Origin of the sequence: Mesomycoplasma neurolyticum (genome assembly GCF_900660485.1) — a bacterium.
GTDB classification, from domain to species: domain Bacteria; phylum Bacillota_I; class Bacilli_A; order Mycoplasmatales; family Metamycoplasmataceae; genus Mesomycoplasma_A; species Mesomycoplasma_A neurolyticum.
The window spans coordinates 955,590-979,558 of the sequence record NZ_LR214951.1 but is presented as its reverse complement, the minus strand read 5'-3'; the positions used below and the strand labels follow the sequence as shown (position 1 = coordinate 979,558).

17 protein-coding genes are annotated in these 23,969 nt (G+C 25.4%); 5 read left to right on the top strand and 12 right to left on the bottom strand.

Annotated features, from left to right (window positions below):
* The 6 genes from EXC65_RS04065 to parE all read right to left on the bottom strand — a co-directional run.
* On the bottom strand, positions 1-1,036 hold a 1,036-nt coding region (locus tag EXC65_RS04065; RefSeq protein ID WP_129720210.1), incomplete at its 3' end, for an ABC transporter ATP-binding protein.
* Position 1,037: 1 nt separating this feature from the next.
* A complete protein-coding gene (locus EXC65_RS04060; protein WP_129720209.1) occupies positions 1,038-2,192 on the bottom strand; it encodes an ABC transporter permease in 1,155 nt (384 codons plus the stop codon).
* Complete coding sequence (locus EXC65_RS04055; RefSeq protein ID WP_232018839.1) at positions 2,182-3,306, bottom strand: ABC transporter permease; 1,125 nt, start codon at positions 3,304-3,306, stop codon at positions 2,182-2,184. Before EXC65_RS04055 ends, EXC65_RS04060 begins: the two co-directional genes overlap by 11 nt.
* A complete protein-coding gene (locus EXC65_RS04050; protein ID WP_129720207.1) occupies positions 3,306-6,317 on the bottom strand; it encodes an OppA family ABC transporter substrate-binding lipoprotein in 3,012 nt (1,003 codons plus the stop codon). Before EXC65_RS04050 ends, EXC65_RS04055 begins: the two co-directional genes overlap by 1 nt.
* 385 nt (positions 6,318-6,702) lie before the next feature.
* On the bottom strand, positions 6,703-9,285 hold the full coding sequence (gene parC / locus EXC65_RS04045; protein WP_197724536.1) for a DNA topoisomerase IV subunit A: 2,583 nt from the start codon (positions 9,283-9,285) through the stop codon (positions 6,703-6,705).
* On the bottom strand, positions 9,269-11,227 hold the full coding sequence (parE, locus tag EXC65_RS04040; protein ID WP_129720205.1) for a DNA topoisomerase IV subunit B: 1,959 nt from the start codon (positions 11,225-11,227) through the stop codon (positions 9,269-9,271). The genes parC and parE overlap by 17 nt, the downstream gene beginning before the upstream one ends.
* Positions 11,228-11,531: 304 nt before the next feature.
* Between parE and thyA the strand changes: the two genes are divergently transcribed.
* The 5 genes from thyA (at position 11,532) to EXC65_RS04015 (ending at position 16,128) form a co-directional block, all read left to right on the top strand.
* Positions 11,532-12,395 carry a thymidylate synthase gene (thyA, locus tag EXC65_RS04035; protein WP_129720204.1) on the top strand — a complete coding sequence of 288 codons (864 nt, stop codon included), beginning with the start codon at positions 11,532-11,534 and terminating at the stop codon, positions 12,393-12,395.
* A gap of 2 nt (positions 12,396-12,397) precedes the next feature.
* Positions 12,398-12,871, top strand: coding sequence for a dihydrofolate reductase (locus EXC65_RS04030; protein ID WP_129720203.1), 474 nt, complete (start codon positions 12,398-12,400; stop codon positions 12,869-12,871).
* A 240-nt stretch (positions 12,872-13,111) separates the two neighbouring features.
* Positions 13,112-13,516 carry a hypothetical protein gene (locus EXC65_RS04025; RefSeq protein WP_129720202.1) on the top strand — a complete coding sequence of 135 codons (405 nt, stop codon included), beginning with the start codon at positions 13,112-13,114 and terminating at the stop codon, positions 13,514-13,516.
* Positions 13,516-15,246: a PTS transporter subunit EIIC gene (locus EXC65_RS04020; protein ID WP_129720201.1), complete on the top strand. Its 1,731-nt coding sequence runs from the start codon at positions 13,516-13,518 to the stop codon at positions 15,244-15,246. The genes EXC65_RS04025 and EXC65_RS04020 overlap by 1 nt, the downstream gene beginning before the upstream one ends.
* Positions 15,247-15,255: 9 nt before the next feature.
* Positions 15,256-16,128 carry a MurR/RpiR family transcriptional regulator gene (locus EXC65_RS04015; protein ID WP_129720200.1) on the top strand — a complete coding sequence of 291 codons (873 nt, stop codon included), beginning with the start codon at positions 15,256-15,258 and terminating at the stop codon, positions 16,126-16,128.
* A gap of 91 nt (positions 16,129-16,219) precedes the next feature.
* Here the strand turns inward: EXC65_RS04015 and EXC65_RS04010 are convergent, their stop codons facing one another.
* The 6 genes from EXC65_RS04010 to EXC65_RS03985 all read right to left on the bottom strand — a co-directional run bounded on the left by EXC65_RS04010 (position 16,220) and on the right by EXC65_RS03985 (position 23,863).
* A complete protein-coding gene (locus EXC65_RS04010; protein WP_129720199.1) occupies positions 16,220-17,467 on the bottom strand; it encodes an ABC transporter permease subunit in 1,248 nt (415 codons plus the stop codon).
* Positions 17,448-19,010: a sugar ABC transporter ATP-binding protein gene (locus EXC65_RS04005; protein WP_318025968.1), complete on the bottom strand. Its 1,563-nt coding sequence runs from the start codon at positions 19,008-19,010 to the stop codon at positions 17,448-17,450. Before EXC65_RS04005 ends, EXC65_RS04010 begins: the two co-directional genes overlap by 20 nt.
* Positions 19,011-19,087: 77 nt before the next feature.
* The gene (locus EXC65_RS04000; protein ID WP_129720197.1) at positions 19,088-20,305 is read right to left on the bottom strand and encodes a substrate-binding domain-containing protein; all 1,218 of its coding nucleotides are present in this window, start codon (positions 20,303-20,305) and stop codon (positions 19,088-19,090) included.
* Positions 20,306-20,591: 286 nt separating this feature from the next.
* On the bottom strand, positions 20,592-21,428 hold the full coding sequence (locus EXC65_RS03995; RefSeq protein WP_129720196.1) for a class II fructose-bisphosphate aldolase: 837 nt from the start codon (positions 21,426-21,428) through the stop codon (positions 20,592-20,594).
* Entirely contained in the window at positions 21,418-23,097 is a 1,680-nt protein-coding gene (locus EXC65_RS03990; protein ID WP_129720195.1) for a PTS transporter subunit EIIC, read from the bottom strand. Before EXC65_RS03990 ends, EXC65_RS03995 begins: the two co-directional genes overlap by 11 nt.
* A gap of 1 nt (position 23,098) precedes the next feature.
* Entirely contained in the window at positions 23,099-23,863 is a 765-nt protein-coding gene (locus tag EXC65_RS03985; protein ID WP_129720194.1) for a glucosamine-6-phosphate deaminase, read from the bottom strand.
* Positions 23,864-23,969 lie beyond the last annotated feature (106 nt).

Here is a 23,969-nt window from a genome sequence, read left to right as displayed (position 1 = left end):
TTTTTAAAAATACCTCTTTAAAAATATCTAATCTTTTTTGAACCTCGTTTGGAATTTCAACTTTTGGTGCATCAGGATGTAATAATCATGTTGCAGCTCAATGATTATCTTTTACATGAAATAATGGTGGTTCTTTTACTAAATCAATTTCTAAAACAAAATCATTTCTAGGAGCAAAAGGATCTCCAACAGGTAAATTACTTAAATCAGGTGGTGTTCCTTTGATATTTAATAATTTTTCTTCTTTATTTTCAGGAATAGCTGCTATTAATGCCCATGTATAAGGATGTTTAGGGTCAGTAAAAATATCTTTTTTAGTTCCTTTTTCAATAACTTTTCCTGCATATAAAACATATATATAATCACAAAATTTAGCAATAACCGAAATATTATGACTTATAAAAATAATTGAAATATTAGTTTGTTTTCTAATTTCATTAAATAAAGCTAAAACAGAAGCTTGTACTGTTGGATCCAGTGCAGTTGTAGGTTCATCAGCCACAATAATATTTGGATTTTGTGCAACAGTCATTGCAATAACAACTCTTTGCTTCATTCCACCACTTAAAGTGTGTGGATATTGATTGAAAATATTTTCAGCATTTTGAATTCCAAAACTTTGTAACATATTTATTAAATAATTTTTTTTCTCTTTTTTAGTTGCAAACCTTTTGTCTTTAATTAAAACATCGAGCAACTGCTTCCCAATAGTTCTAGTTGGATTTAAAGCAGTTAATGGATCTTGAGGAATATATCCAATTTTTTTACCTCTAATTTGTCTTCATTCTTTATCTTTTTTAAAATCTTTAGCATTAATGCCAAGAATATTCATTTTTTCACAAGTTGTCTTGCTAAAGCTATTAAGCCCTAATAAAGCTTTCGAACTAATAGTTTTACCACTTCCAGATTCACCAACAAGACCAATAATTTGCCCTTGTTCAATTTCAAAATCAATACCCCTAATTATCTCTATAAGTTTTTTATTTTCTTTTATAGATACTTTTAAATTTTTAACTTCTAAAATTAAATTTGACATTTTATGCTTTTCCTTTTTTATTTGAGATTGTTACATCTAAGGCATCATGGAAACCAAGAGCAATAAATCTAAGTGATAAAGCTATAGTTAAAAGAATTATTGCTGGGAATGCAAGAGCTCATGGGTTGAAATTAATCAAAGTAGAAGATGAAGTAATAATTAGACCTAAATTAGGTGCTGAATCAACACCTTCTTGAATAAAACCTAAGAATGCCACAGAAGAGACAACTAAAATCCCATGTGTAATTTTAAGTACAAATGAATTAGCTAATTTTCCTGGAATCGCTGGTAAAATGTGGCTAAAAATAAGTCTTATATTTGAGGCACCAATAGCTTTTGAAGCTTTAACATACTCTTCATCTTTTACTGAAATAGTAAAACTTCTTGTGGTATCAGCTGCTGATGTTCAACCTGTAAGTGAAATAATTAAAATTAATGCTAATGGAGTCGCTCCCATAATACTTACTAAAATTATGAAAAGAATAACTCATGGGATAGAGGAGAAAATTTCTAACAAACGATAACCATAAGTATCAATTTTTTTACCTACATTGAAACCTAAATAAGCTCCTATGACAACACCAATCAATGTTTCGATTATTGCTATTGCAAGCGCGATACCTAAAGCATTTAATGTACCAACTCAAGTTCTAAGTCAAATATCTCTTCCATATGAATCAGTACCAAAAAATGCTGGTAATGTTTTTTGTTTATCAGATAAAACTTTGATAATTTCATAAGGATTGACATAAATAGTTCATTCATTTGGTGCTACATATTTTGGTTCAACACCTTGGAGTAATTCAGGGTACTTTGCACTAATGATGTTTAATTTTTCTGTATCAATAGTAAAATCAACCCTACCTTCAAAACTAGGTCTTAAATTTGTAATAAAACTACTTGTAACTTTAGAAATAGGTTCATTTGTTTTAAAAGGTGAAACAATTCATGAAATAATAGCTGTTAAAATTAAACCAAATAAAACAAAAGTTGCAAACATTGCATATTTATTTTGGATAAATCTCTTAAAAATATCAACAACAATTTTTCTTGGTTTTCCAACAGTAAGTGAATTTAATAAAAGATCTTTATTAATGTTAGAAAATCTTAATAAATCTTTATCAACATTAGGATAACTATTGTTTTTATTTTTCATTTTCTACCTCATCTTCAATTGTTGTTATTTCTATATCTTTTTGTAAATTAGGTGCCACTAATTTTGTTTCTGATATTTTTCAAGTTCTTGTTCTAATTAAATGATTTTTTAATCTTGTAGATCAACTAGTTGAATTATTAGACATTCCAAATTTAATTCTTGGGTCCATTCAAACAAAAGATATATCTGCAATTATCATAGTAAATAATGTAAGTGCTGTATAGAATGCAAGTGAAAACATAATAACATTAATTTCACCAGATGTTGTATATTGAATTATTAAATTTGAAGAACCTGGTATTCTAAAAAATCTCTCTAGTAATATTGAACCACTTAAAAGTCCAATATATGAAAGAATCAAACCACCTACTAAAATAATAGAAGCATTTCTTAAAACATGTTTTCTAAAAATTTGGAAGTTAGTTAATCCTTTTGCTTTTGCAATTAAAACTTGATTAGAAGTTAAAACACTTACTACTTGATTTCTAATAAATAAAGTATAACCAGCTAATGATCCTAATGTATAAACAATAATTGGTGTAATTAAAGATAAAAATGTGGCATAACCAGAAACATCTCGTGGATCTTTAAATTCAGAAGGTAAACCCATTTTTGAAAAAATTAAAATTAGAGCAGGTGCAATAACAAAGGAAGGAAGTGCTATAAAAATACTTACAAAAGTAGCAATAGCAGAATCAATCGCTTTTTTTCTATTGTATGCTGCGATAGTTCCTAAAATTATTCCTATTACAAGGCTAAGAATAAAGCTTGGTAATGAAACTATAATAGTTCACTTAAGTGGTTTAAAAAACAAAGCAGGAATATTATGACTAAATTCATTTTCTTGCCCATAAATAATTCCAGCATCTCCTTTAAAAAAGAGATTTTTAAATCAAACAAAAAATCTAATAAAGACATTTGAATTAAAACCATGTGCTGCAGCAAGTTTTTGACTAGCTGCAATATCTTTTGCTGCATTTTTTGAATTAGGTTTAAAATCTTCAGGTAAAAAAGGATTTTTACCAAAGCCTGCCTGGATCAAATAAACAATAAAAACAATAATTAAAAATGTTAAAAATGCTAGCAATAATCGCTTTAAAAAATATTTGAGCATTATTTTTTGTCCTTTCTAATTCTATAACTACCAATTGGTGATAAATTATATGGAGATTTAGGGATAATTAAATTTTCTTTAGCATAAAAAACAGAAGGTGTATCAGATGCAACAGCTAAACCAAAAGGTACTAAACCAGTGAGAGCAACAATTTCTTTGAAAAGCTTAATAATTTCATCATTTGTGGTTTCGTTTTGGAAATTTAAGTTAAAAATAGAAACTAAAGCACTGAATTCGATTGTTCTTGCTGGATTAACTCATTTTTTTCTTGCATGACTATAAACTTTTATCACTTCTTTGTCATCAATAGTAAATTTTCTAACTAGTGTTTCATCTAAATATGTTTTTCCATTTCATTCAAAAGTAGGCATAGTGAAAAATTCTTTTATATCATTATCACCTACAAATACATTATCATGGTAAATTAATTTTGGTTTTCCATTTTCTTCTTCAATTTCATAGTATTTAGATAAATAAATCTTTTGGTTTAAATCATTTTTTGAAAAATTGTTAATATTTTCATTTTTTTCATTTAATAAAGGAATTAAAACCATGCTATTATCAATAACTTCACCCTCTTCTTCTTCACCTTCAACTAAATATTTAACTTTGTCAATTTGAAAATCGCTTAAATTTCTTGCATTTTTTCATTTACTAAATTCAATAAATTTATATGCATTATTTTCATCTTTTTTAAATTCATCATCAAAATATTTTTTAAGTTTTTTAGAATATTTATAAAATTCAGGAAATACTTTAACCAAATTATGATCTTCACTGAAAGATGCAAACTGTGAAGCTATAGCTAAAAGTGCGCCCTTATTTACCATACCATCTAAAAATGTACCAGCACCATCATAATCGCTATGTCATCCAGAAAATTCGATAATTCCATATTGCGATAACAAAATATTTAGATAATCTTTTTTCTTTGCACCAAAAGAAGTGATTGTATTAACTTGAATTCTTGGATCAAGTTCCTGATAAACTTTTGCAATAGCATCTAATGCTTGAATTCTAGAAGGCTGTTCATTGAAATATCTATTATTAATAGTAAATTCAACTTTTGAATTTAAATCAATATTATTTGTTTTGTAAAAATCATCTAGTAATTCTTTCATTGCTTTTTGTAAAACTTCAAACTTCGGTGTTTTATATTGGGTTTTAATATCATGCAAAAACTTAGAGTAATGTTCTTTTTCATCTTTTAAAGTTTTTTGATAAATAACTTCATTTTTATGATTAATTGCAAATTGTGTATTTAATTCATCATAATAATCTCTAAATGTTTTTTTACTTGCTAGTTCTTGATCTTTACCACCAATTATATTATCAGGTGGGGCAAATGAAATTCATGGTTCAAGTGATGTATTGTTGTTTTTTACAAAACTATATGTATTAAATGAAGAATCCAAAATCGTTCTAAAAGCTAAGCTATATTTATTTAATCCGTTTTCTGCAACATTCATTTCTCCATTAGCAATTTTATCTAAATCTGTCCCATAAACTAATTTAGCAAAAACATCATTAAAATATCATTTTTTAGGCGCTTTCCCACCTTCATAATTATTATTTTCAGGTAAATAATTCATAGGTCCAGGAATAAGGGAAAAATTAAACATTCTTTTTAATTCATCTTTGTCATCTGAACTATTGTAGCGAATTTCTTTTTTGTTTTTATTAAGAATATTTTTATTTGATGAAGATAAATTGTTATATTCTGATTGATTAAATATGCTTTTTGAACCTTCAACATAATTATTTAATATAGAATTAGAATATTGAACACCATCAGGATATTTGTTATATTTATGAATTATTTTTTGAATGGATTGTTCTTCTCTATCTTTGTCTTGTCATGTTGTTTCTGGGAAATATTTATTTCTTATATATTCATCCCTATTAATTGACAAATAAAATGGTAAATATCTTGAAGCATAAAGTAAATCATCTTTATAATCTTTACCATATCAATAAATTCCATATTTATGTGCTTCACCTTTAGGTTTTAGTGCTTTTTCATCTAATTCACTTTCCTTTTCTTTATTTTTGATATCTATAAATTGACTAGGTATAGGTGCAAAAAATGTTGAATCTACAACAACTTGCTTAAAAAAGTTATCAAAAATAGGTTTATCTTCTCCATAAAATGTCACAGCTTTATCTTCAGAATTATCATATTTAGTTAAAAATGTGTTTTCATTTTCTAAATTTGTTTTATTAATTCCGAAAACATCTAGCAAATACATATTAGATAAAACACTATTATCACCAAAAGTTCCATTTCCATCTAATTTTTCATCAACTATAATTTTTTCATCTAATTCTTTTGAGCCACCATGTTGTCTTCTATATTTTGTAGAGCTCAAAAGTGTTCTTTTTCACCCATAGAGAAAGTCCATTGGAACAATATTAAAATTAGATTTTTCACCATTATAATGAACTCATGGTACATTTTTCTTAATTACAAATTGCATTTTTTTAGCTTTTTTAAGAATATTTAAAAAATAAACACTATTAATAGACTTTGGATCACTAGAACTTAAAGTTAAAAATGGGGAATTGTCATTATTTTCAGGAATAATTTCATGTTTGTCATTGTCAAAAACTACAACTTTATCATCATTAGTTGTAACAATAATTTTTTCACTGAAACCAAATCTATAAAATGAATGTGTTGCTTGTTTTACTTTGTATTCTGGCTCCTTATAAATTGAATCTTTTGCTTTTGTTTCTTTTACTTCATACTGTGTTTCATTCTCAAGGGCTAAAACCACAAGTGAAGAAGGCGCTAAAAGATGCATATCATGATTTGAAATTTTATATAAACCAGCAGAATAATCTTTTGAAAACTTTTTAATTTCAGTACCTGTACTATCATAATAAACTGATAATTCATTTCTTTCTAATTCAGGCCTTATTAATGAACTACATGAAATAGAAATAAATGGTAAAGTTGAAGCGACTAACATGCTTCAAAGTAATAAAGATTTTTTGTTTCTTTTTTTCATTTTAACTCCTAAGATTACTAAAATATTGTGATTTGCATTTTTGAAAAAAAAGAACCTTATTTCTAAAATAAAGTTCTTTTTTTTCAAAAATATTATTTTTTGACTTGTATATTAAATATTTTTAGAACTTAATTAGAAAAATTACAATAAAAAAAATTATTTCAAATATATTTAAATGAAATACAAAAATTAATCTTGATGTTCTTTAAATTAGAAATATTAAATTTCATTGTAATTCCTTTCTAAATTTAGATGTAAATATCTTTATGAATTATACAATATTTTTATAAAAAAATGCATTAAAAAATAAAAAAATGTTATTTTATTAAAAAAAACAAAAAAATATTTTTTTATAAATTTAACTTTTAAAACTAAATTTTATAACTTAATTAAATTTTTTTAAAATTGATTCAATATCTAAATCTTCTAATTTTTTTAATTTTTCTTCAGCACTTAAAATTCTTTTTTGTTCTTTTTCTTTTTTTTCTTTTTCTGTGAATTCAAATAATTTATCATCATTTAAATTATTTTTATTTATTAGAGATGTAATTAAATTATCAGCAAAACTTGAAACATAATGTATATTAGTATTTGGCATTTTATAACTAAAATTATTATTTAAAGAGGTTGTAGTTAGATTGCTTGTGTTTAGTGCTGCTATTTTATTTTGTTCATAAAAAACATAAAATTCTAAATCTTTTTCAGAACTAGAAATCATATTAATAAGTTCTGTATTTTGTTTTTGTTTCAAATTAAATATTTGTTTGCCTTGCACTTTTTTACTTGTATAAGGTATTAATTTAGAAGAAACTTTTTTGAAATAACCATCTAATGTATAAAAAAATATATTTTCATTTTCTTCTGTTAAACAAAATGCTTGAACTTTTTCATTTTTTGGAAGATTAATTAAACTTACACCTGATGAATTAGTATTATATGTCGGAATCTCTAATTCACTATATTTTACAACTTTCATCTCTGAACTAATAATTACAACATCTTTAAAATTGTCGCTCATTTTAACATCCACTAAATAATCTAAACTATTTTTAAATTTAATAGCTTGAATTGTTTTGTTAAATCTAGAAACTTCAAAATCTTTTAGAGCAACTTTTTTTCCAATCCCTTTTGCAGTTATTAAAACTAAAAAGTTTTTATTTTCAAAATTTTCTACTGCAAAAACTTTTATTATTTTTTCATTTGATTTTAAAAGGACATAATCATTAATATGAGAGCCAAAATCTTTTCATTTATTTTCCTCTATTTTATGCAAAGGTAAAAAGATATATTTCCCAGTATTAGTAAAAATTAATAATTTATTTAGAGAATTAACTTTTGAAAGAAAAATTAATGAATCTTTTTCTTTCAAAACATAGTTTTCAATTTTATTTGTTTCAAAAGTTTTAATTGTCAACTTTTTAATATATCCTTCTTTTGAAATGGCAAGATAAAAATCCTCTTTTTTAATTAATTCTTCTGTTTTTAATTCAATTTTCAATTCTTCATCTAAAATTTCTGTTTTTCTTGGTGTTGCATATTTTTCCTTTATTTTTAAAAGATTTTTAACTAAAAATTTATTAAATTCATTTTCATTATTTAACAATAAATCAATTTCTTTTATTTTTATTTCAAGATCATTTTGTTCTTTTGCATAAGCAATTTGATCAATTCTAGATAAACGATAAAGTTGCATTTCAGCAATGGCTGTTGCTTGATTTTCATTAAAGTTAAATTCTTTTATCAAAGCTTCAATAACACCTTTTTTAGAATTATCAGAATTTCTAATTATTTTAATAACCTCATCTGTTATTTCACTTACTTTTATTAAAGCATTTACAATTTCTAGACGTTTTTGATTAACTTGAAAATTATAAGTTAATTCTCTAGTCTTAAATTCTTTTATGTGGCTTATATAAGAAGTCAACATATCATTTAATGACATTAATTTAGGAGCATTTTTTTCAATTGCTACAGAATTATAAGAATAATAAATTTGCATTTCTGTTTTTTTAAGCAAATAATTTAAAACAGAAGTAATTTTAGCATCTTTTGTTAATTCAATTAAGATTGATATACCATTTCTATCTGATTGGTCAATAACTTCTTTTATTCCATTAATTTTTTTATCAATACAAATTTCATCAATATCTTTAACAAGTTTTGACTTTACAACACCAAAAGGTATTTCAAAAATTTCAATTGCTTTTCTATCTAAATTGTCAATAATTTTATATTTAGAAACTAAAACTATTTTTCCTTGGCCTTTTTCAAATGCATCATAAATTCCAGTTTTACCATAAATAACTCCACCAGTTGGAAAATCAGGACCTTTAATAATTTTGAAAAGTTTGCGAATTTCAATAGCTGAGTTATTAATTTTTGCAATAGCCGCATCTAAAATTTCACCTAAATTATGTGGTGGAATTTCTGTTGCAAATCCTGATGCAATCCCTTTTGCTCCATTTAATAATAAATTTGGGATAAGAGATGGTAAAATCACTGGTTCAACTTCTGTATCATCAAAATTCGGGACAAATTCTACTGTGTTTTTGCTTAGAGACTCTAATAAAAGAGTTGAAATATTAGCTAATCTTGCTTCTGTATAACGCATTGCAGCTGCAGGATCATCATCAATAGAACCTTTATTTCCATGAATTTCAATTAATGGGATATTCATTTTTCATTCTTGTCCCATTCTAATCATAGCCTCATAAATTGATGAGTCACCATGTGGGTGATATTTACCAATTACATCTCCTACAACTCTAGCAGATTTTTTAAATGGTTTATCATTTTTTAAATTTAATTCTCACATTGAATATAAAATTCTTCTTTGTACAGGTTTTAAGCCATCTCTAGCATCTGGAAGAGCTCTTTGTTGAATGATGTATTTTGAATATCTAGCAAATCTTGATGAGATAACATCATCTAATGATTTGTTCAAAAAATCTTTATATTTCGCGCTCATCATTCTCCTTAGTTATTTTAACTTTAAAATTATCACTTATTTCAAAGTTAACATGTTTATTAATTCATTGCTTACGCATGTCAATTTTATCACCCATCAAAATTGAAACTTTTCTTTCTGTTAAAATCGCATCATCAATATTTACTTTGATTAATGTTCTAGTTGCTGGATTCATTGTTGTATCTCACAATTGTTCAGAGTTCATCTCACCCAAACCTTTATATCTTTGAATTTCAAAATTTTTATGCTTTTCTGAAATTTCTTTTAATTCTTCTTCATTTCAAGCATAAAAAATTTGATTGTTTTTCTTTACAGTAATTTTATATAAAGGCGGTTGTGCAATGTAAATCATTTCATTCTCAATAAGGGGTTTCATGTAACGATATAAAAATGTTAGTAATAAAATTTGAATATGTGCCCCATCTGTATCAGCATCGGTCATAATTATAATTTTGCCATATTGGCAATTTTTGATATTGAAATCATTACCAGCCCCTGCACCTATTGCATTAATAATTGTTGTGATTTCATCATTTTTGATAATTTCAATAAATTTAGATTTTTCAGCATTAATTACTTTACCTTTTAATGGTAAAATAGCTTGAATTTTTTTATCTCTTCCAAGTTTTGCACTACCTCCAGCAGAGTCACCTTCAACTAAAAATAATTCTCTTTCTTTGAAATTTTTGCTTTGTGCTGGTGTAAGTTTACCAGATAAATTCTTTTTATCATTCAAAACACTTTTGGTTTTTTTGCTTTCAAATTTTGCTTGTCTAGCTGCTAGTCTTGTTTCATAAGAATGTTTAATTTTATCAATAATTTTAATAGTTTGTTCTTTGTTTTCATTAATTCAAAACTTAAGTTCACGATAAACAACTTCTTCAACTATTGCTTTTGCTTCTGCTGTACCTAATTTAGTTTTTGTTTGACCAACAAACTCTAAAATAGATTCAGGAATTTTAAGTGAAATAATTAAAGTGAGTCCTTCTCTAATGTCACTGCCTTCAAAAACATTTTTATTTTTTAAAATATTTTTTTCTTGAACATATTCATTAAAAACTTTTGTAAATGCAGTTTTAGCTGCAGTTTCATGTGTTCCACCATCATTAGTTTTAACATTATTTACAAAAGAAATAATATTTTCATTATAACTATTTGTATATTGAAAACCAAACTCTACATCAATTAAAGTTTTCGCATCATGGAATGTTGCGATTTCACTATGAATTGGATCTTTCGAGTCATTAACAAACTCAATAAAAGCTTTTATTCCATTTTCATAACTAAAAATTTCATGTTGTCCACTATTTTCATCTTGTAAACTAATAGTTACATTTTTTAATAAAAAAGATGTTTCACGTAATCTTTCACTAATAACTTCAAAAGAAAATTTGCTATTTCTAAAAATTTCATAATCAGGTAAAAACCTAACATATGTACCCCTTTTATTAGTCTTACCAACTAAAGTGGTTTTTTGTTTTATAACTCCACCATTTTCAAAAATAGTTAAATATTCTTTTTGATTCTGTCAAACAGTTACACTAATAAATTTTGAAAGTGCATTAACTACAGAAGATCCCACACCATGTAAACCACCTGATGTTTTATATGCTCCTTCATTAAATTTTGCTCCTGCATGTAATTCTGTAAAAACTAATTCAACACCTGATAAATTAGTTTCTTTATTAATATCAATAGGAATACCACGACCATTATCTTCAACTATTACTGAACCATCTTTTTTAAGAGTTACATTAATTTTATTAGCAAAACCTGCTAATGATTCATCAACAGCATTATCTACTATTTCTCACAATAAATGGTGAAGTCCTCTTTCATCTGTTGAACCTATATACATTCCAGGTCTTTTTTTAACACCTTCTAAACCACGAAGTATTTTTATACTATCAGCATTATATTCAATAAATTTTTCTTTTTTCATATTTTTTTTATTTAAGACTTTCTTTTTTTAAATGCATTGAAAAAGCACTAAAACTACATAATTTGTGTTTTAACTTTACAATTATAATATTATTTTTGTTATTTTTTTAATAGTAAATGTAGAATTTAATATTTTTTTTATAAAAATAATTAATAAATTACTATACAAGTTTAATTTCTAGTAAAAATGTAAAAAATTATAACTTTTTTTTGCATTTTTTTTACAAATAAAAAATATTATTTTTTTTAGTTATAAAAATTATTTTTTTTATTAAAATTTTTGTAAAAATAAGGTGGAAAAAATAATGAAACAATATCATGATTTTTTAAAATGAATTATAAAAAATGGACAACATAAAAAAAATAGAACATCGATTGATACAATTAGTGCTTTTGGTTACCAAATGCGTTTTAATTTAAATAAAGGCTTTCCTTTGGTGACGACAAAAAAAACTAATTTTAATGCAATAGTACATGAATTACTTTGATTTATGAAAGGTAGTACAAATATTAAATATTTAGTAGATAATAATGTGAATATTTGAAACGAATGACCATATGAAAATTACAAAAAAAGTTCGAAATTTCAAGGCGAAAGTTTAAATGAATTCATTAGCAAAATTAAAAACGATGATAATTTTGCTAATGAATTTGGTGATTTAGGTCCTGTGTATGGTAAGCAATGAAGAAATTTTTTAGGAATTGATCAACTAAAAGAAACAGTTGAAGAAATTAAAAAAAATCCTAATTCTAGAAGATTAATTGTTTCTTCATGAAATCCCACTGAAATCAAAGACATGATGCTCCCACCTTGTCATACATTATTTCAGTTTTACGTATCAAACAATAAATTATCATGTCAACTTTATCAAAGAAGTGCAGATGCTTTTTTAGGTGTTCCTTTTAACATTGCATCATATGCATTATTAACTATTTTAATTGCAAATGAATGTAATTTAGAACTTGGTGATTTTGTCCATACAATTGGTGATGCTCATATTTATGTAAATCATATTGAACAAGTAAATCTTCAGTTAACAAGAGTACCAAAAAAATTACCAATTGTTTCAATTAATACAAATAAAAACATTTTCAATATTAAATTCGAAGATATTGAACTAAAAAATTATAAACATGATTCAATAATAAAAGGAGAAGTAGCTGTTTAAATATGATTATAGCAATTTGAGCAATGACAAAAGATGGTTTGATTGGTAAAGACAACCAAATGCCATGATATATTAAGGAGGAATTTCAACATTTTCGTAATACAACTTTAAACAAAACATTATTAATGGGAAAAAATACATTTTTTTCATTGCCTAAAATTTTAGATAATAGAAAAATGTTTGTTTTATCACATGAAAAAGATTTTAAAATAGACCACCCAGATGTAGAGGTTGTTTATGACTATAAAGAATTAATAAAAAAATATAAAAATAATCCAAATGAAGACCTTTATATCACAGGTGGATTGTATGTATACCAACAATTAATTCCTCTATGTGATAAATTAATTGTTTCAATTGTTGAAGGAAATTATGAAGGTAATAAATATTTAAAAGTAGATTTTAGTAATTTTTATCAACACAAAGATCCTGTTAAATATCAAAAATTTACTGTTTTTTATTATAAGAAAAAATAATTTTAAAACACTTATCTTACATAGTGAACAAAAAATATATGCAAAATATCCTAATTTTGAAAAATTTATGAATGATTTATTCAATATTATTCATAAAAAAATAAATCTAAAAATTTAAAAAATACTTTCTGAATAAAACATTCAAAAAGTATTTTTTAAATTTACTCAAATGCATAATTTATTTAAGCAACTATATTCTTAGTTGCGATTTTTTTAAAATAAAAGAAAGGAATATAAAAATTGTTTTTACGGAATATAAACTTTAGTGAAACAAAAAAAGAAAAATGAATTTACATAATTTTATGAATTTTATTTTCTTTTTTATTACTCACTGTTATATTATTATTAACACTTTACAAAAAAACTGATATTTCTCCAATTGACCAAGAAAATTTTACTATATATAATTTTCTTTTAGAAGAGAAAGCATTAAAAATCGCTAAAGATTTTTATCAGGAAGTAAAAGATTCTATTATGTTAAAAGAATCTATTGATGCTGCTAATGCTCTTAGAGCAAATATAATTGCTAGTTTTTCATTTATTTTTGTTTTAGTGTTTTTTGCTGCAATTGTAAGTACAGTTGTTGTAAATAAATGATTTTTAAATAATTCAAAACTTTCCACAAATAAAAGGGGGGTTAAATAATGTCAACATTTAAAAAGATTTTTGCAAAAATTGGACAAATTGGAACAACTTTAATGTTCCCAATTGCTGTTTTACCAGTTGCTGCTATTTTGTTAAGAATAGGTGCTGACATTCCTACTGATACAGCATTTTCAAATTTAATGCAACAAATTATTACACAAGCAGGTGGTGTAATATTTGATAATTTATATTTATTATTTGCTGTTGGTTTAGCTTTTGGTTTTACAAAAGAAAGACGTGGTGAAGCCGCCTTTGCAGGGCTTGTTGCTATGTTTATAGTGGCTGCTTTAGTACCGATATTATCTGGTGTAATTTACCAAGATGTAAACTTCGGAGCTATAAAAGAAATTAGTAAAACAGGATATCAAGATAAAGAAACTAAAGAAATTTTAGAAAAAATTGATCCAAGATTTATTAATGATTATACTGAGATACCTTTACCAGTTAAAGGATTTAAAGAATTATTTGGTGGAAAATATAATGCTGTTTTAGGTGGTAACATATTAACTGCTATTATTGTTGGAGCTTTTGTAGCTTGAATATATAATAAATTTAACGATGTTGAATTACCAAAAGTATTAGGTTTCTTCTCAGGTAGAAGACTTATTCCTGCAATGGCAATTGTATTTGCAGTAATCTTTTCATTTGCTTATTCAATCATTTTCCCATGAGTTGCTTATGTAATTTGACAACTTTCAATTTCTTTATCAAGAGCAACACAACCTGGAGCAGAAATGACTGCTGGTGTAAGATTCACAAGAGCTTCTATTATGGGAGTTTATGGATTTTTAAATAGATTATTAATTCCATTTGGACTACACCACATTACAAATAACATTTTCTGATTCCAATTAGGAGAATTTACAACAGAAAATGGTGAAACAATAAACGGAGACATTCATATTTTCTTAAGCGGAAAAGCAAAAGATAATCCAGGAGGACTATTCCAAGCAGGGTTTTTCCCAATGATGATGTTTGGACTTCCAGCTTTAGTTGGGGCATTTGTTTTTACTGCTGAAAATAAAGAACAAAAAAGAAGAGTAATAGCATTATTTGGTTCAGCTGCACTTGTTTCATTTATTTCAGGGATTACTGAACCAATTGAATTTGCTTTCTTATATGCATCACCATTTTTATATTTAATACATGCTATTTTAACAGGAATTTTCGCATTTATTACAGGTGTATTTGGAATTCAATTAGGATTTGGATTTAGTGCTGGATTTATGGATTTTGCAATTAGTATTACTAAGTCATTAGCTATTATTAAAGAAACAGGATTTACAGGAATAACAAAAGTAATGGCAAATCCATTCTGAATTATTCCTATTGGTCTATTAACTGGTGCTGCTTACTTCTTCATAGGAACATTTTTAATTAAACAACTTAACCTTAACACCCCTGGACGTGGCGAAGGTAAAATCAAAGAAGATACAACTACACATGAAAATAAAGAAATAATTTCTCAATCTAAAGATGTTATGTCACCAAAAGCTCAAAAAATTGTTAAAGCATTTGGTGGATGAGATAACATTGTTGATTATGCAAATTGTGCAACAAGATTAAGATACAAAGTCAAAGATGGTTCAAAAGTAAACCAAGAAGCTTTAAAAAGTGCTGGTGCTTTTGGGGTTATAAAAATTAGCGATAATTTATTCCATGCAATTTTTGGGGTAGAAGCTGAAATTTTAAATAATGAAATTGTAAAAAATATCAACAAAGAAATTTAATTTTTAATTATGAAAAATAATTCAATAATTGAAAGTAAAATACTTAAAAATTTAAAATTATCAAATTCTAACCAACAAATCTTAAATTTTATAGAAACTAATACAGATAAATTTTTAAAACTAAATACACTATCATTAGCTCGTGAAACTAATTTATCACAATCTACAGTTTCAAGATTTTCATGAAACTTAGGTTTTAATTCACTAAACGATTTACAAGTTTATGTAAGTCAAAGACAAATGAAATTAAAAATGTTTAGCTTTAATAAAGTAGATGAAATTCTTACAGTGGATGATGTAATTAGTAATATTAAATCACATTATTTATTTGCAGTCCAAGAAACTGTTGACATTATCAAGGATAATGATAACATCAAAAAATATATTAATACATTGTTTGATTACAGAAAATTAAATGTTTTTTTCGGTATTGGAGAATCAGCAATGGTAGCAAAATATTTTGCTAAAAATTTAAGAAAAATTGGTTTTAACACAATATTTATTGAGCAAATTCATGATTTTTTTTCATTTAGTGATTTATTGAAAGAGAAAATGCACATTACTTTAATTTCTAAAAGTTGTGAAACATTAGAAATTAAAAATATTATTAAATATAGTAATGAAAATAAAGTTGCTTACTCTATTTGAACTAAAAATCATGAAGTTGCTAATAATGAATATTTAAAAAATGTTTTAGTATTTAATTCTCAAAATCAAAATTATAGAATTAGTTCTATTGGATCAAAAATTTCTGCTTTTATTTTAGCTGATATTATTTTTGCTCATTTAAGCTGAAAAATAGATAGAAACAAAACTATTTTTAGCAGTATTGACAAAAGTATAAAAGAATGAAATGATCTAATAGACAAAGTTAAAAAATAAAAAATTTCAAACAAAAAAGAGCAATTAAATTTGCTCTTTTTTGTTTTAGTAAATATTTAAAAGTTTATGAAAAAATTTTATGTTAAAAAAGTTAGCGAGTTTTTCTATTTGAGAAAACATCTCAACCTACTGCTGCAATTAATATTAATCCTTTGATGACATTTTTAATTGCAACTGTTGAATTTGCTATTGTCATAGCTTGATCGATTGTTTGAAGTAGTGCTGCACCTAAAATTGTTCCAACAACTGTTCCAACACCACCAGATACAGATGCACCACCAATAAATACAGCGGAAATAATATTAAGCGCAAATTCTTCACCAACATTACTAGCTGCTGAGGTTGTATATCCAGTATAAATTATTGCAGCAAAGCCAGCTAATGCACCCATTATACCAAAAATTATTGTAGTATTTCTTTTGATATTAATCCCACTTAATGCTGCTGCTTTTTTATTACCACCTATCGCATAGACAGATCTACCAAATGTTGTATTTTGTGTTAAAAATACAAATACAACAATTATTAATATTGAATAAAATACAAATCATTGCATTCCACGTGAACTTAAAGCAATTACTACACCCACACCTAAAAATAATAAAACAGTTATAATCTGAGAAGCAATAAATAAAATAATATTTTGTGTTTTTAGTTTAAACTTTGTTTTATTTCTTCTTCCTCAAAGTCTTAATAAAATAACTACAATTACAGAGATTACAAAAAAGAGAAAAGAAAAAACAGAAAAATTGTTTATTTTAACATCAGGAATGGAACCTATAACAAATTGCACATAATAAGAATCATACTTCCCATCAATAAGAAATGTTTGTCCGTTGGTGATTCAAAGTTGCAAACCTCGAAAAAGCATAAGTCCACCCAATGTTACAATAAAAGCAGGAATTTTTCCATAACCTACTAAAAATCCTTGCATTAAACCAAGGATTAAACCAACTAAAATTATAATTAATGTTGTCAATATAATGGAACCAGCTGAATTACCAACCAAATTATAAAGTTGAACAGAAATAATACCTAAAAAACCTAAAAGTGTTCCCACCGATAAGTCTATATGACCTGCAATTATTATTAAAAGCATCCCTAAACATAAAACTCAAATATATATATTATTTTGAATTAAGTTTATTATTTGATCAGGTCTAAATAATTGCGGGTCTTTAATACCAAAAGACAAAAATAAAATTATCAAAATATAAGCCATTGAAAATTTTTTAACATGTTCTATTACATAATGTAATCTTGTTTTTTGGACAAAAAATTGATAATTATTTGTTAATTTATTTTTCAAATCATTCAAATTATTTAACAAATGATTCATTATTATTAGCTCCTCCTATACTTATTTTCATAATTTTTTCTGGTGTTGCTTCACTTGCTGAAATTTCACCTTTAATTTTCCCTTGAGACATAACAAAAATACGGTCAGTTATACCCATCAATTCTTCTATTTCAGAAGAAATAACAATAATTGTTTTTCCTTGGTTTGCTAATTCTAATAAAATGCTATAAATTTCATATTTTGAACCAACATCTATACCTTTTGTTGGTTCATCTATAATTAAAATATCAAAGTTTGTTGTCAATGCTTTAGCAATAACAACTTTTTGTTGATTCCCACCTGATAGTGAAGATACTTCATTTAAAACATCTTGCGTTTTTATTTGAATTTTGTCTTTTTTTGACAAAATATTAACTATTTCTTTATTTTTATGTAAAATTCCTAACTTTGAATAAAGATGTAAAGAAGCTGATGAAATATTATCAGCAATGGAAAACATTTGAATTAATCCCAATTCTTTTCTATCTTCAGATGCATACATAACACCATTTTTAATAGCGTCTTTAGGATTTGAAAAATACATTTCTTTACCTTTGATAAGTACTTTACCGCTAGAAATATTGTTGTAATATTTTCCAAAAATCGAGAGCATTAATTCTGTTCTACCTGAACCTACTAAACCACTAAGTCCTACAATTTCACCTTTTCTAGCATTAAAAGATGAATTTTCAACAACATTATAATTAGGAATTGTTTTGTGTGCAATTGTAATATTCTTAAGTTCAAAACAAAGTTCACCAATTTTTCTATTAGGATCTTTAGCTGGAAATTTTGACTCTAAAGACCTACCAACAATATCTTTAATAAGTTGTTCTTCTGTAATTTTTGTGTTTTTTTTGTTGTATTGTGAAATAAATTGGCCATCTCTTATAACAACAATATTGTCAGAAACATATTGAACTTCATTAAGTTTATGCGAAACAAAAATAGAGGTAATATTTTGTTTTTTTAAGGATTTCATGATATCTAATAACTTAAAACTATCTTCATCATTCAATGAAGAAGTTGGCTCATCCAAAATAATAATTTCACTATTTTTTGATAGAGCTTTTGCTATTTCTACCATTTGTTTTTTTGCTACACTTAATGTTCCCGCTATAATTGAAGGATCTTCCTTTAGTCCAACCATATCTAAATATTTTTTACATTTTTTATACATTGCATTTCAGTTAATAACACCAAACTTGCTTATGTAATCACCAACAAAAATATTTTCACAAATACTTAAATAAGGAGAAATTGATAATTCTTGATGAATAATAGCGATACCTGCTTTTTCTGATGATTTTATGTTTTTAAATTCCATTTTTTTGTTTTTAAAAAATAATTCACCTTTGTATGAGTTGTAAGGAATAACACCTGATAAAACTTTTAGTAATGTCGATTTACCAGCACCATTTTCACCAACTAAACTTGTTATTTCTCCTTTGGGAATAGTAAAACTTACATCGTTTAAGGCATAAGTTTTGCCATAGTTTTTAGTTATTTTTTTTAATTCTAAAATATTTGTAACTTGCTGCAAAATAACCCCTTTAAAATTTTAAAAATGAAAAACAAGATTAAAATAAATAACTTTTATTTTAATATTGTTTTGAATTATTATTTAAATGTGTCAATGTTATCTTTAGTTACAATTGTAGGTTCTAAAAGAATTGTATTTACTTTTACACCTGTTGATTTTTCATATTGTTGTTTATCTAAAATCATTCCTTTTTCTGGGAATTTTTCTTTAAATTTAGTTTCTACTTTTTTGAAAATATCTTCTGCTGAAGAATTTGCATTATTTTTATTTTCTTCAATTAGAATATTTAAAAGAACAATTGAAGCATAAGATAGTTCTTTATCAGGTTTGAAAATAGTCATATTTACACTATCTTCTTTAATAAGAGGTACAATAAAGTCATTAAAATCTTGACCTGTAATAAATACTTTGGTTGTGTCTATATTTGTAGTTTTTAATGCTGTCACAGCAGCTTGTGCCATTCCATCATTAGGAGCTAAAACACCTCTAACTTGTGATTTCTCGCTTTCACTTAAAGCAGTTAAAGTAGTTTGAACTCTAGTTCTTCCTTCATCATAGCTTCAATCATTTTGAAGAACTTGTTCTTTTGTTTCACGACCTTTAATCATGATTTTATGTTCTTTTTCTTTTGTTTCATCAATTAATGGTTTTAAAACTTCCATTGCACCGCCATAGAATAATTGTGAATTATTATCAGAAGATGCTCCACCCATCAAAATAATTATTTTGTCTTCTTTTATTGGATTTGCTTTTAAATAATCTAAAGCTTCTTCTTTTGTTTTGAATCTTTCACCTGTTTTACCTAATAAACTTGTTGCTAATGTTAATCCTTGTAGTGTACCAACTTTTCAATTATCATATGTTAGATATCAATCATAATCTGTTGTACCTGAAATTAATCTATCATATGCAATTACAGGAATTTTTTTATTTTTTGCATCTCTCAATTGTTTTGCTAAAGATTCACCATTAATAGAACCAATAATTAAACCTGATGTTCCACCTGAAATAGCAGTATCAATTCATGTATTTTGTTCTTGTTGTGTCTTTGCTAAAGTTGCTGCTGCTCCTTGTGATAATGAGTCAAAGTTATTTAAAAATTCTGTTTGCGCTTTAACTCATCTTGGATTTTCAGGATCTGTTAAAGCAACACGAGGTGATGTTGCATTTACAGCTGTTTTTGTAAATCCTTTAGTTTCTTTTTGTTCTTTTTGTTCATTACATGAACTTGCTATTGCCACAGTTGACAATGCTGGCACAGCTAATAATCATAAAAAACTTAATTTTTTTTTCATATTTTTTTATCCTTTCATTTTTTGATATTTCACATAAAAAACACAATGTTTTTTTGCAAAAAAATCATATTTTTTTTTTTTTTTTGCAAAGAAAAAAATAAAAAGAATAAAAAAAATATTAAATTTATGGAAAATAGAAAAAAAACAAAAAAAATGCTTTTTAAAAAAAACAAATATTATAAAATTTATAAGTTTTTTGAGTTTGATTTTTAAAAAATAATATAAAAAAGGCATTAAAAAAATCACCCTTATTCTTTTAAAAAAGTTTAAAGGTGATTTTTTTTAATTAATTTAAAACTAAATTATTAATATAAAAAATAACTTTTTCTTTAGTTTTATCAATTGCATAATTATTAATTTTTCTTAAATCGTAAATCTTGGGATTTTTATTTACAAAATTTTGAAACGCCTCTGTATAACTAATAAGCAAATCAGTGGCAATATTAATTTTAGTGATACCAGCTTTAATAGATTTTTGAATATCTTGAATTTCTAATCCACTGGTTCCATGCATAACTAATGCAGCATGCGGGAATTTTTTTTTGAATTTTTTTAGAATTTCAAAATTTAAATTCGCTTCTTTTTTATATATACCATGTGATGTACCAAAAGCTATTGCTAAGAGTTCGCTTTTAGTTTTTTGATAAAAAAATTCAATATCTTTTATGTCTAAAATTTCAACATTTTGTTCAACTACATTTTCTTCTTTTCCACCTATTTTACCAATTTCTAGTTCTAAAACTGTATTTAAAGCTATTTTTTTGACTTTATTTGAAAATTCAATATTTTCTTCTATTGGTAAAATTGAGCCATCATACATAATGGAGTTAAAACCGTCTTTAATTGCTTTTTTTATAAGTTTTAAATCCTGACAATGATCTAGATGTAAAGCGAATTTTGCCTTAGAATTTTGAATAGCTTTTTTAACAGCTGGAATAAATAAATCGTAATTTGCGTATTCAATTGCACTAGGTGTCAATTGAATAATTAAAGGCACTTTTGTTTCTTCGCCTGCTTTAATTACTGCTTTTAATGTTTCTAAATTAATAACATTAAAAGCTAAAATAGGTTTATTTTTTTTAACTAAATTTTGTAAATATTTTGAAAAATTTTTAATTTGCATCGTTTTTCATTAAATCCTTTAGTATATCAGCTACTTTTTCAACATCAGTTCCAATAATTATTTGATAACCTTTGTTTCCTAATCTCACAACACCTCTTGCACCAGATTGAATTATTATTTTATCATCTATTTTATCTTTTGAATTAGATTTTAGTGTTAATCTCAATCTTGTAGCACAATTTTCAACAATTTCAATATTTTCTTTTTTTATTGTTTTTAAAATTGCTTTTGCTATTTTATAGTAATGCTCATGTGTTGAAAGTTTACTTTTAGTAAATTCATCTTTTAAATAAGTAATTTCTTCATTTTCTCTACCAGGTATTTTAATGTCAAATTTTTTAATTGAAAAATAAAAGACAACAAAATAAATAGCAAACATAATTGCAGAAAATACTCAAATTCAAAGTGGATTAGCTAAAACTCCGACTTTAGTTGCAATTTGTCATGATCTTGGGAATGAAACAAGGTAATCAATGAAACCTGCTGAAAAACCAATTCCAATAGCCGATCCTGTTCATGTTACAAACATATAAAATATTGCAGTTAAAAATGCATTAGCTAAGTATAATAATGGACTTATAAAAATAAAGGCAAAAATTAATGGTTCATCAATTCCTGTTAATCATGAAACAAGAGCTGCACCACCATAGAAATACATCATTTGTTTTCTTTTTGCTTTATTAGTAGTTAAAATCATAGCTAAAGCAGCTCCAGGCAACCCTCCTAAAAATAAAGGAAAAAATCCTGAAGTAAATGTTCCTGAATTAATTAATCCCTTTTGAAAAGCAACAATGTCACCATTAATTGTTTCGTTAACTCCTGCTAATGTTGTTCCTTCAATGGGTAATTGGAATCACACAAATGTATTAATAATATGATGTAGACCAAAAGGTTGCAAAAGTCTGTTAAATAATGCATAAATTCCTGCAAAAAAGCCTTTTAAAAAACCATTTTGTGAACTAAGTGAAGTTCCTAATTTTATTAATATAAATTGAATTAATGGTCAAATAATTGCAAAAACAAAAGCTAATGGAACAATAGCTAAAATTCCAAGCATTGGAATAAATCTTCTTCCTCCAAAAAATGATAAAGCTGTTGGAAGCTTTACATCTTTAAACTTGTTATAAATTTTAGCAACTATTGCACCACTAATTATTCCACCAAATACACCTGTGTCTAATTGATATTTTACTTCACCGTTTTTTAAAAAGTAAAGTAATTGACTTTTGTATTCTATTATTTTTTTTTCTACTTCATTTTCTTTTATAATTGTTTCTACTTCAAAAGTTGAAACTTTCGATCAAATAAGATTAGGTAAAACATTTTCTCTTAAAAGAGCAGTATAGCCTAATCAAACAATAGCCCCAACTAAAGCAGCTTCCCCTCTATTATCTTTGGCAAAACCAAAGGCTATACCTATAGCAAAAATTAATGATAAATTTTCAAAAACAATTTTTCCAGGAGCGGAAATTATTTGTCCAATTATTTTTTGTGCATAAGCAATATTTTCTGAATTATTTGAATATGGATCTTCTATTAACGAACCAATTCTTAATAAAAGTGCTGCAATTGGCAACACTGCAATTGGAAACATTATAGATTTTCCTAATCTTTGTAACTGATTTAAGAATTTGTTGAAAAATGTTTTTATTTCAACAGTTTTTGTCATTTTATCTTCTTTCAGCTTTGTTTAATGTTTCTTGACTTAAAAATTTACTTGCTTTTTCATCCAAAATAAAAGTACAATTAGGATGAAATTGTAAATAAGAAGCTGTTACATCATTATTTGGTTTTTCTTCCAACATTTTTTTAGTAACTAAAGCTTTATTTTCGCCAAAAGACACCATAATTATTTTCTTAGTATATTTTAAAATAGTTTGAATGCCCATAGTAATAGCTTCTTTTGGGCTTTTTTCATAAGAATCAAACTTGTTTTTAACTACTAAATCATTAATTGTTTCTTTTGTTAAATTTGCAACATGTGTTCCTTTATTAGGGTTTGTACCTGGTTCATTATATGCCATGTGACCATTTACCCCTAAAGAAATATATTGAAAATCAATTAATTTATTAGCAATTAACTCTTCGTAATTTAAAGCTTCTTGATTTAAATTTTTTGCATTCCCATTTGGTATAAAAATATTTTCTTTTTGAACATCTATATGATCAAAAAGATTATTTTTCATTTGTTTAATGAATGCTTCAGGATGCTCAGGATTCAAACCAACAAATTCATCTAAATTAAAAGTTGTAATGTTTTTTCAAGATGTTTTATTTTTTTTATGATCTTCAATTAGTAATTGATATGCAGCAACAGGAGAAACTCCTGTTGCAAAGCCTAAAACTGAGTTAGGATTTTGTTTAATTTGCTCAATAAACAAATTAGCTACATATTTTTGCAAATCATTTACTTTTGAAAAAATAATTATTTTCATTTGCTCCTTTCATTTTTTGTGAAAAATATTTTGCAAAATTAGTTATCACAAAAAAATTTTAACTTTTTTTTTTTTTTGTAGAAAATAGTAAAAAAAGTGAAAAAAA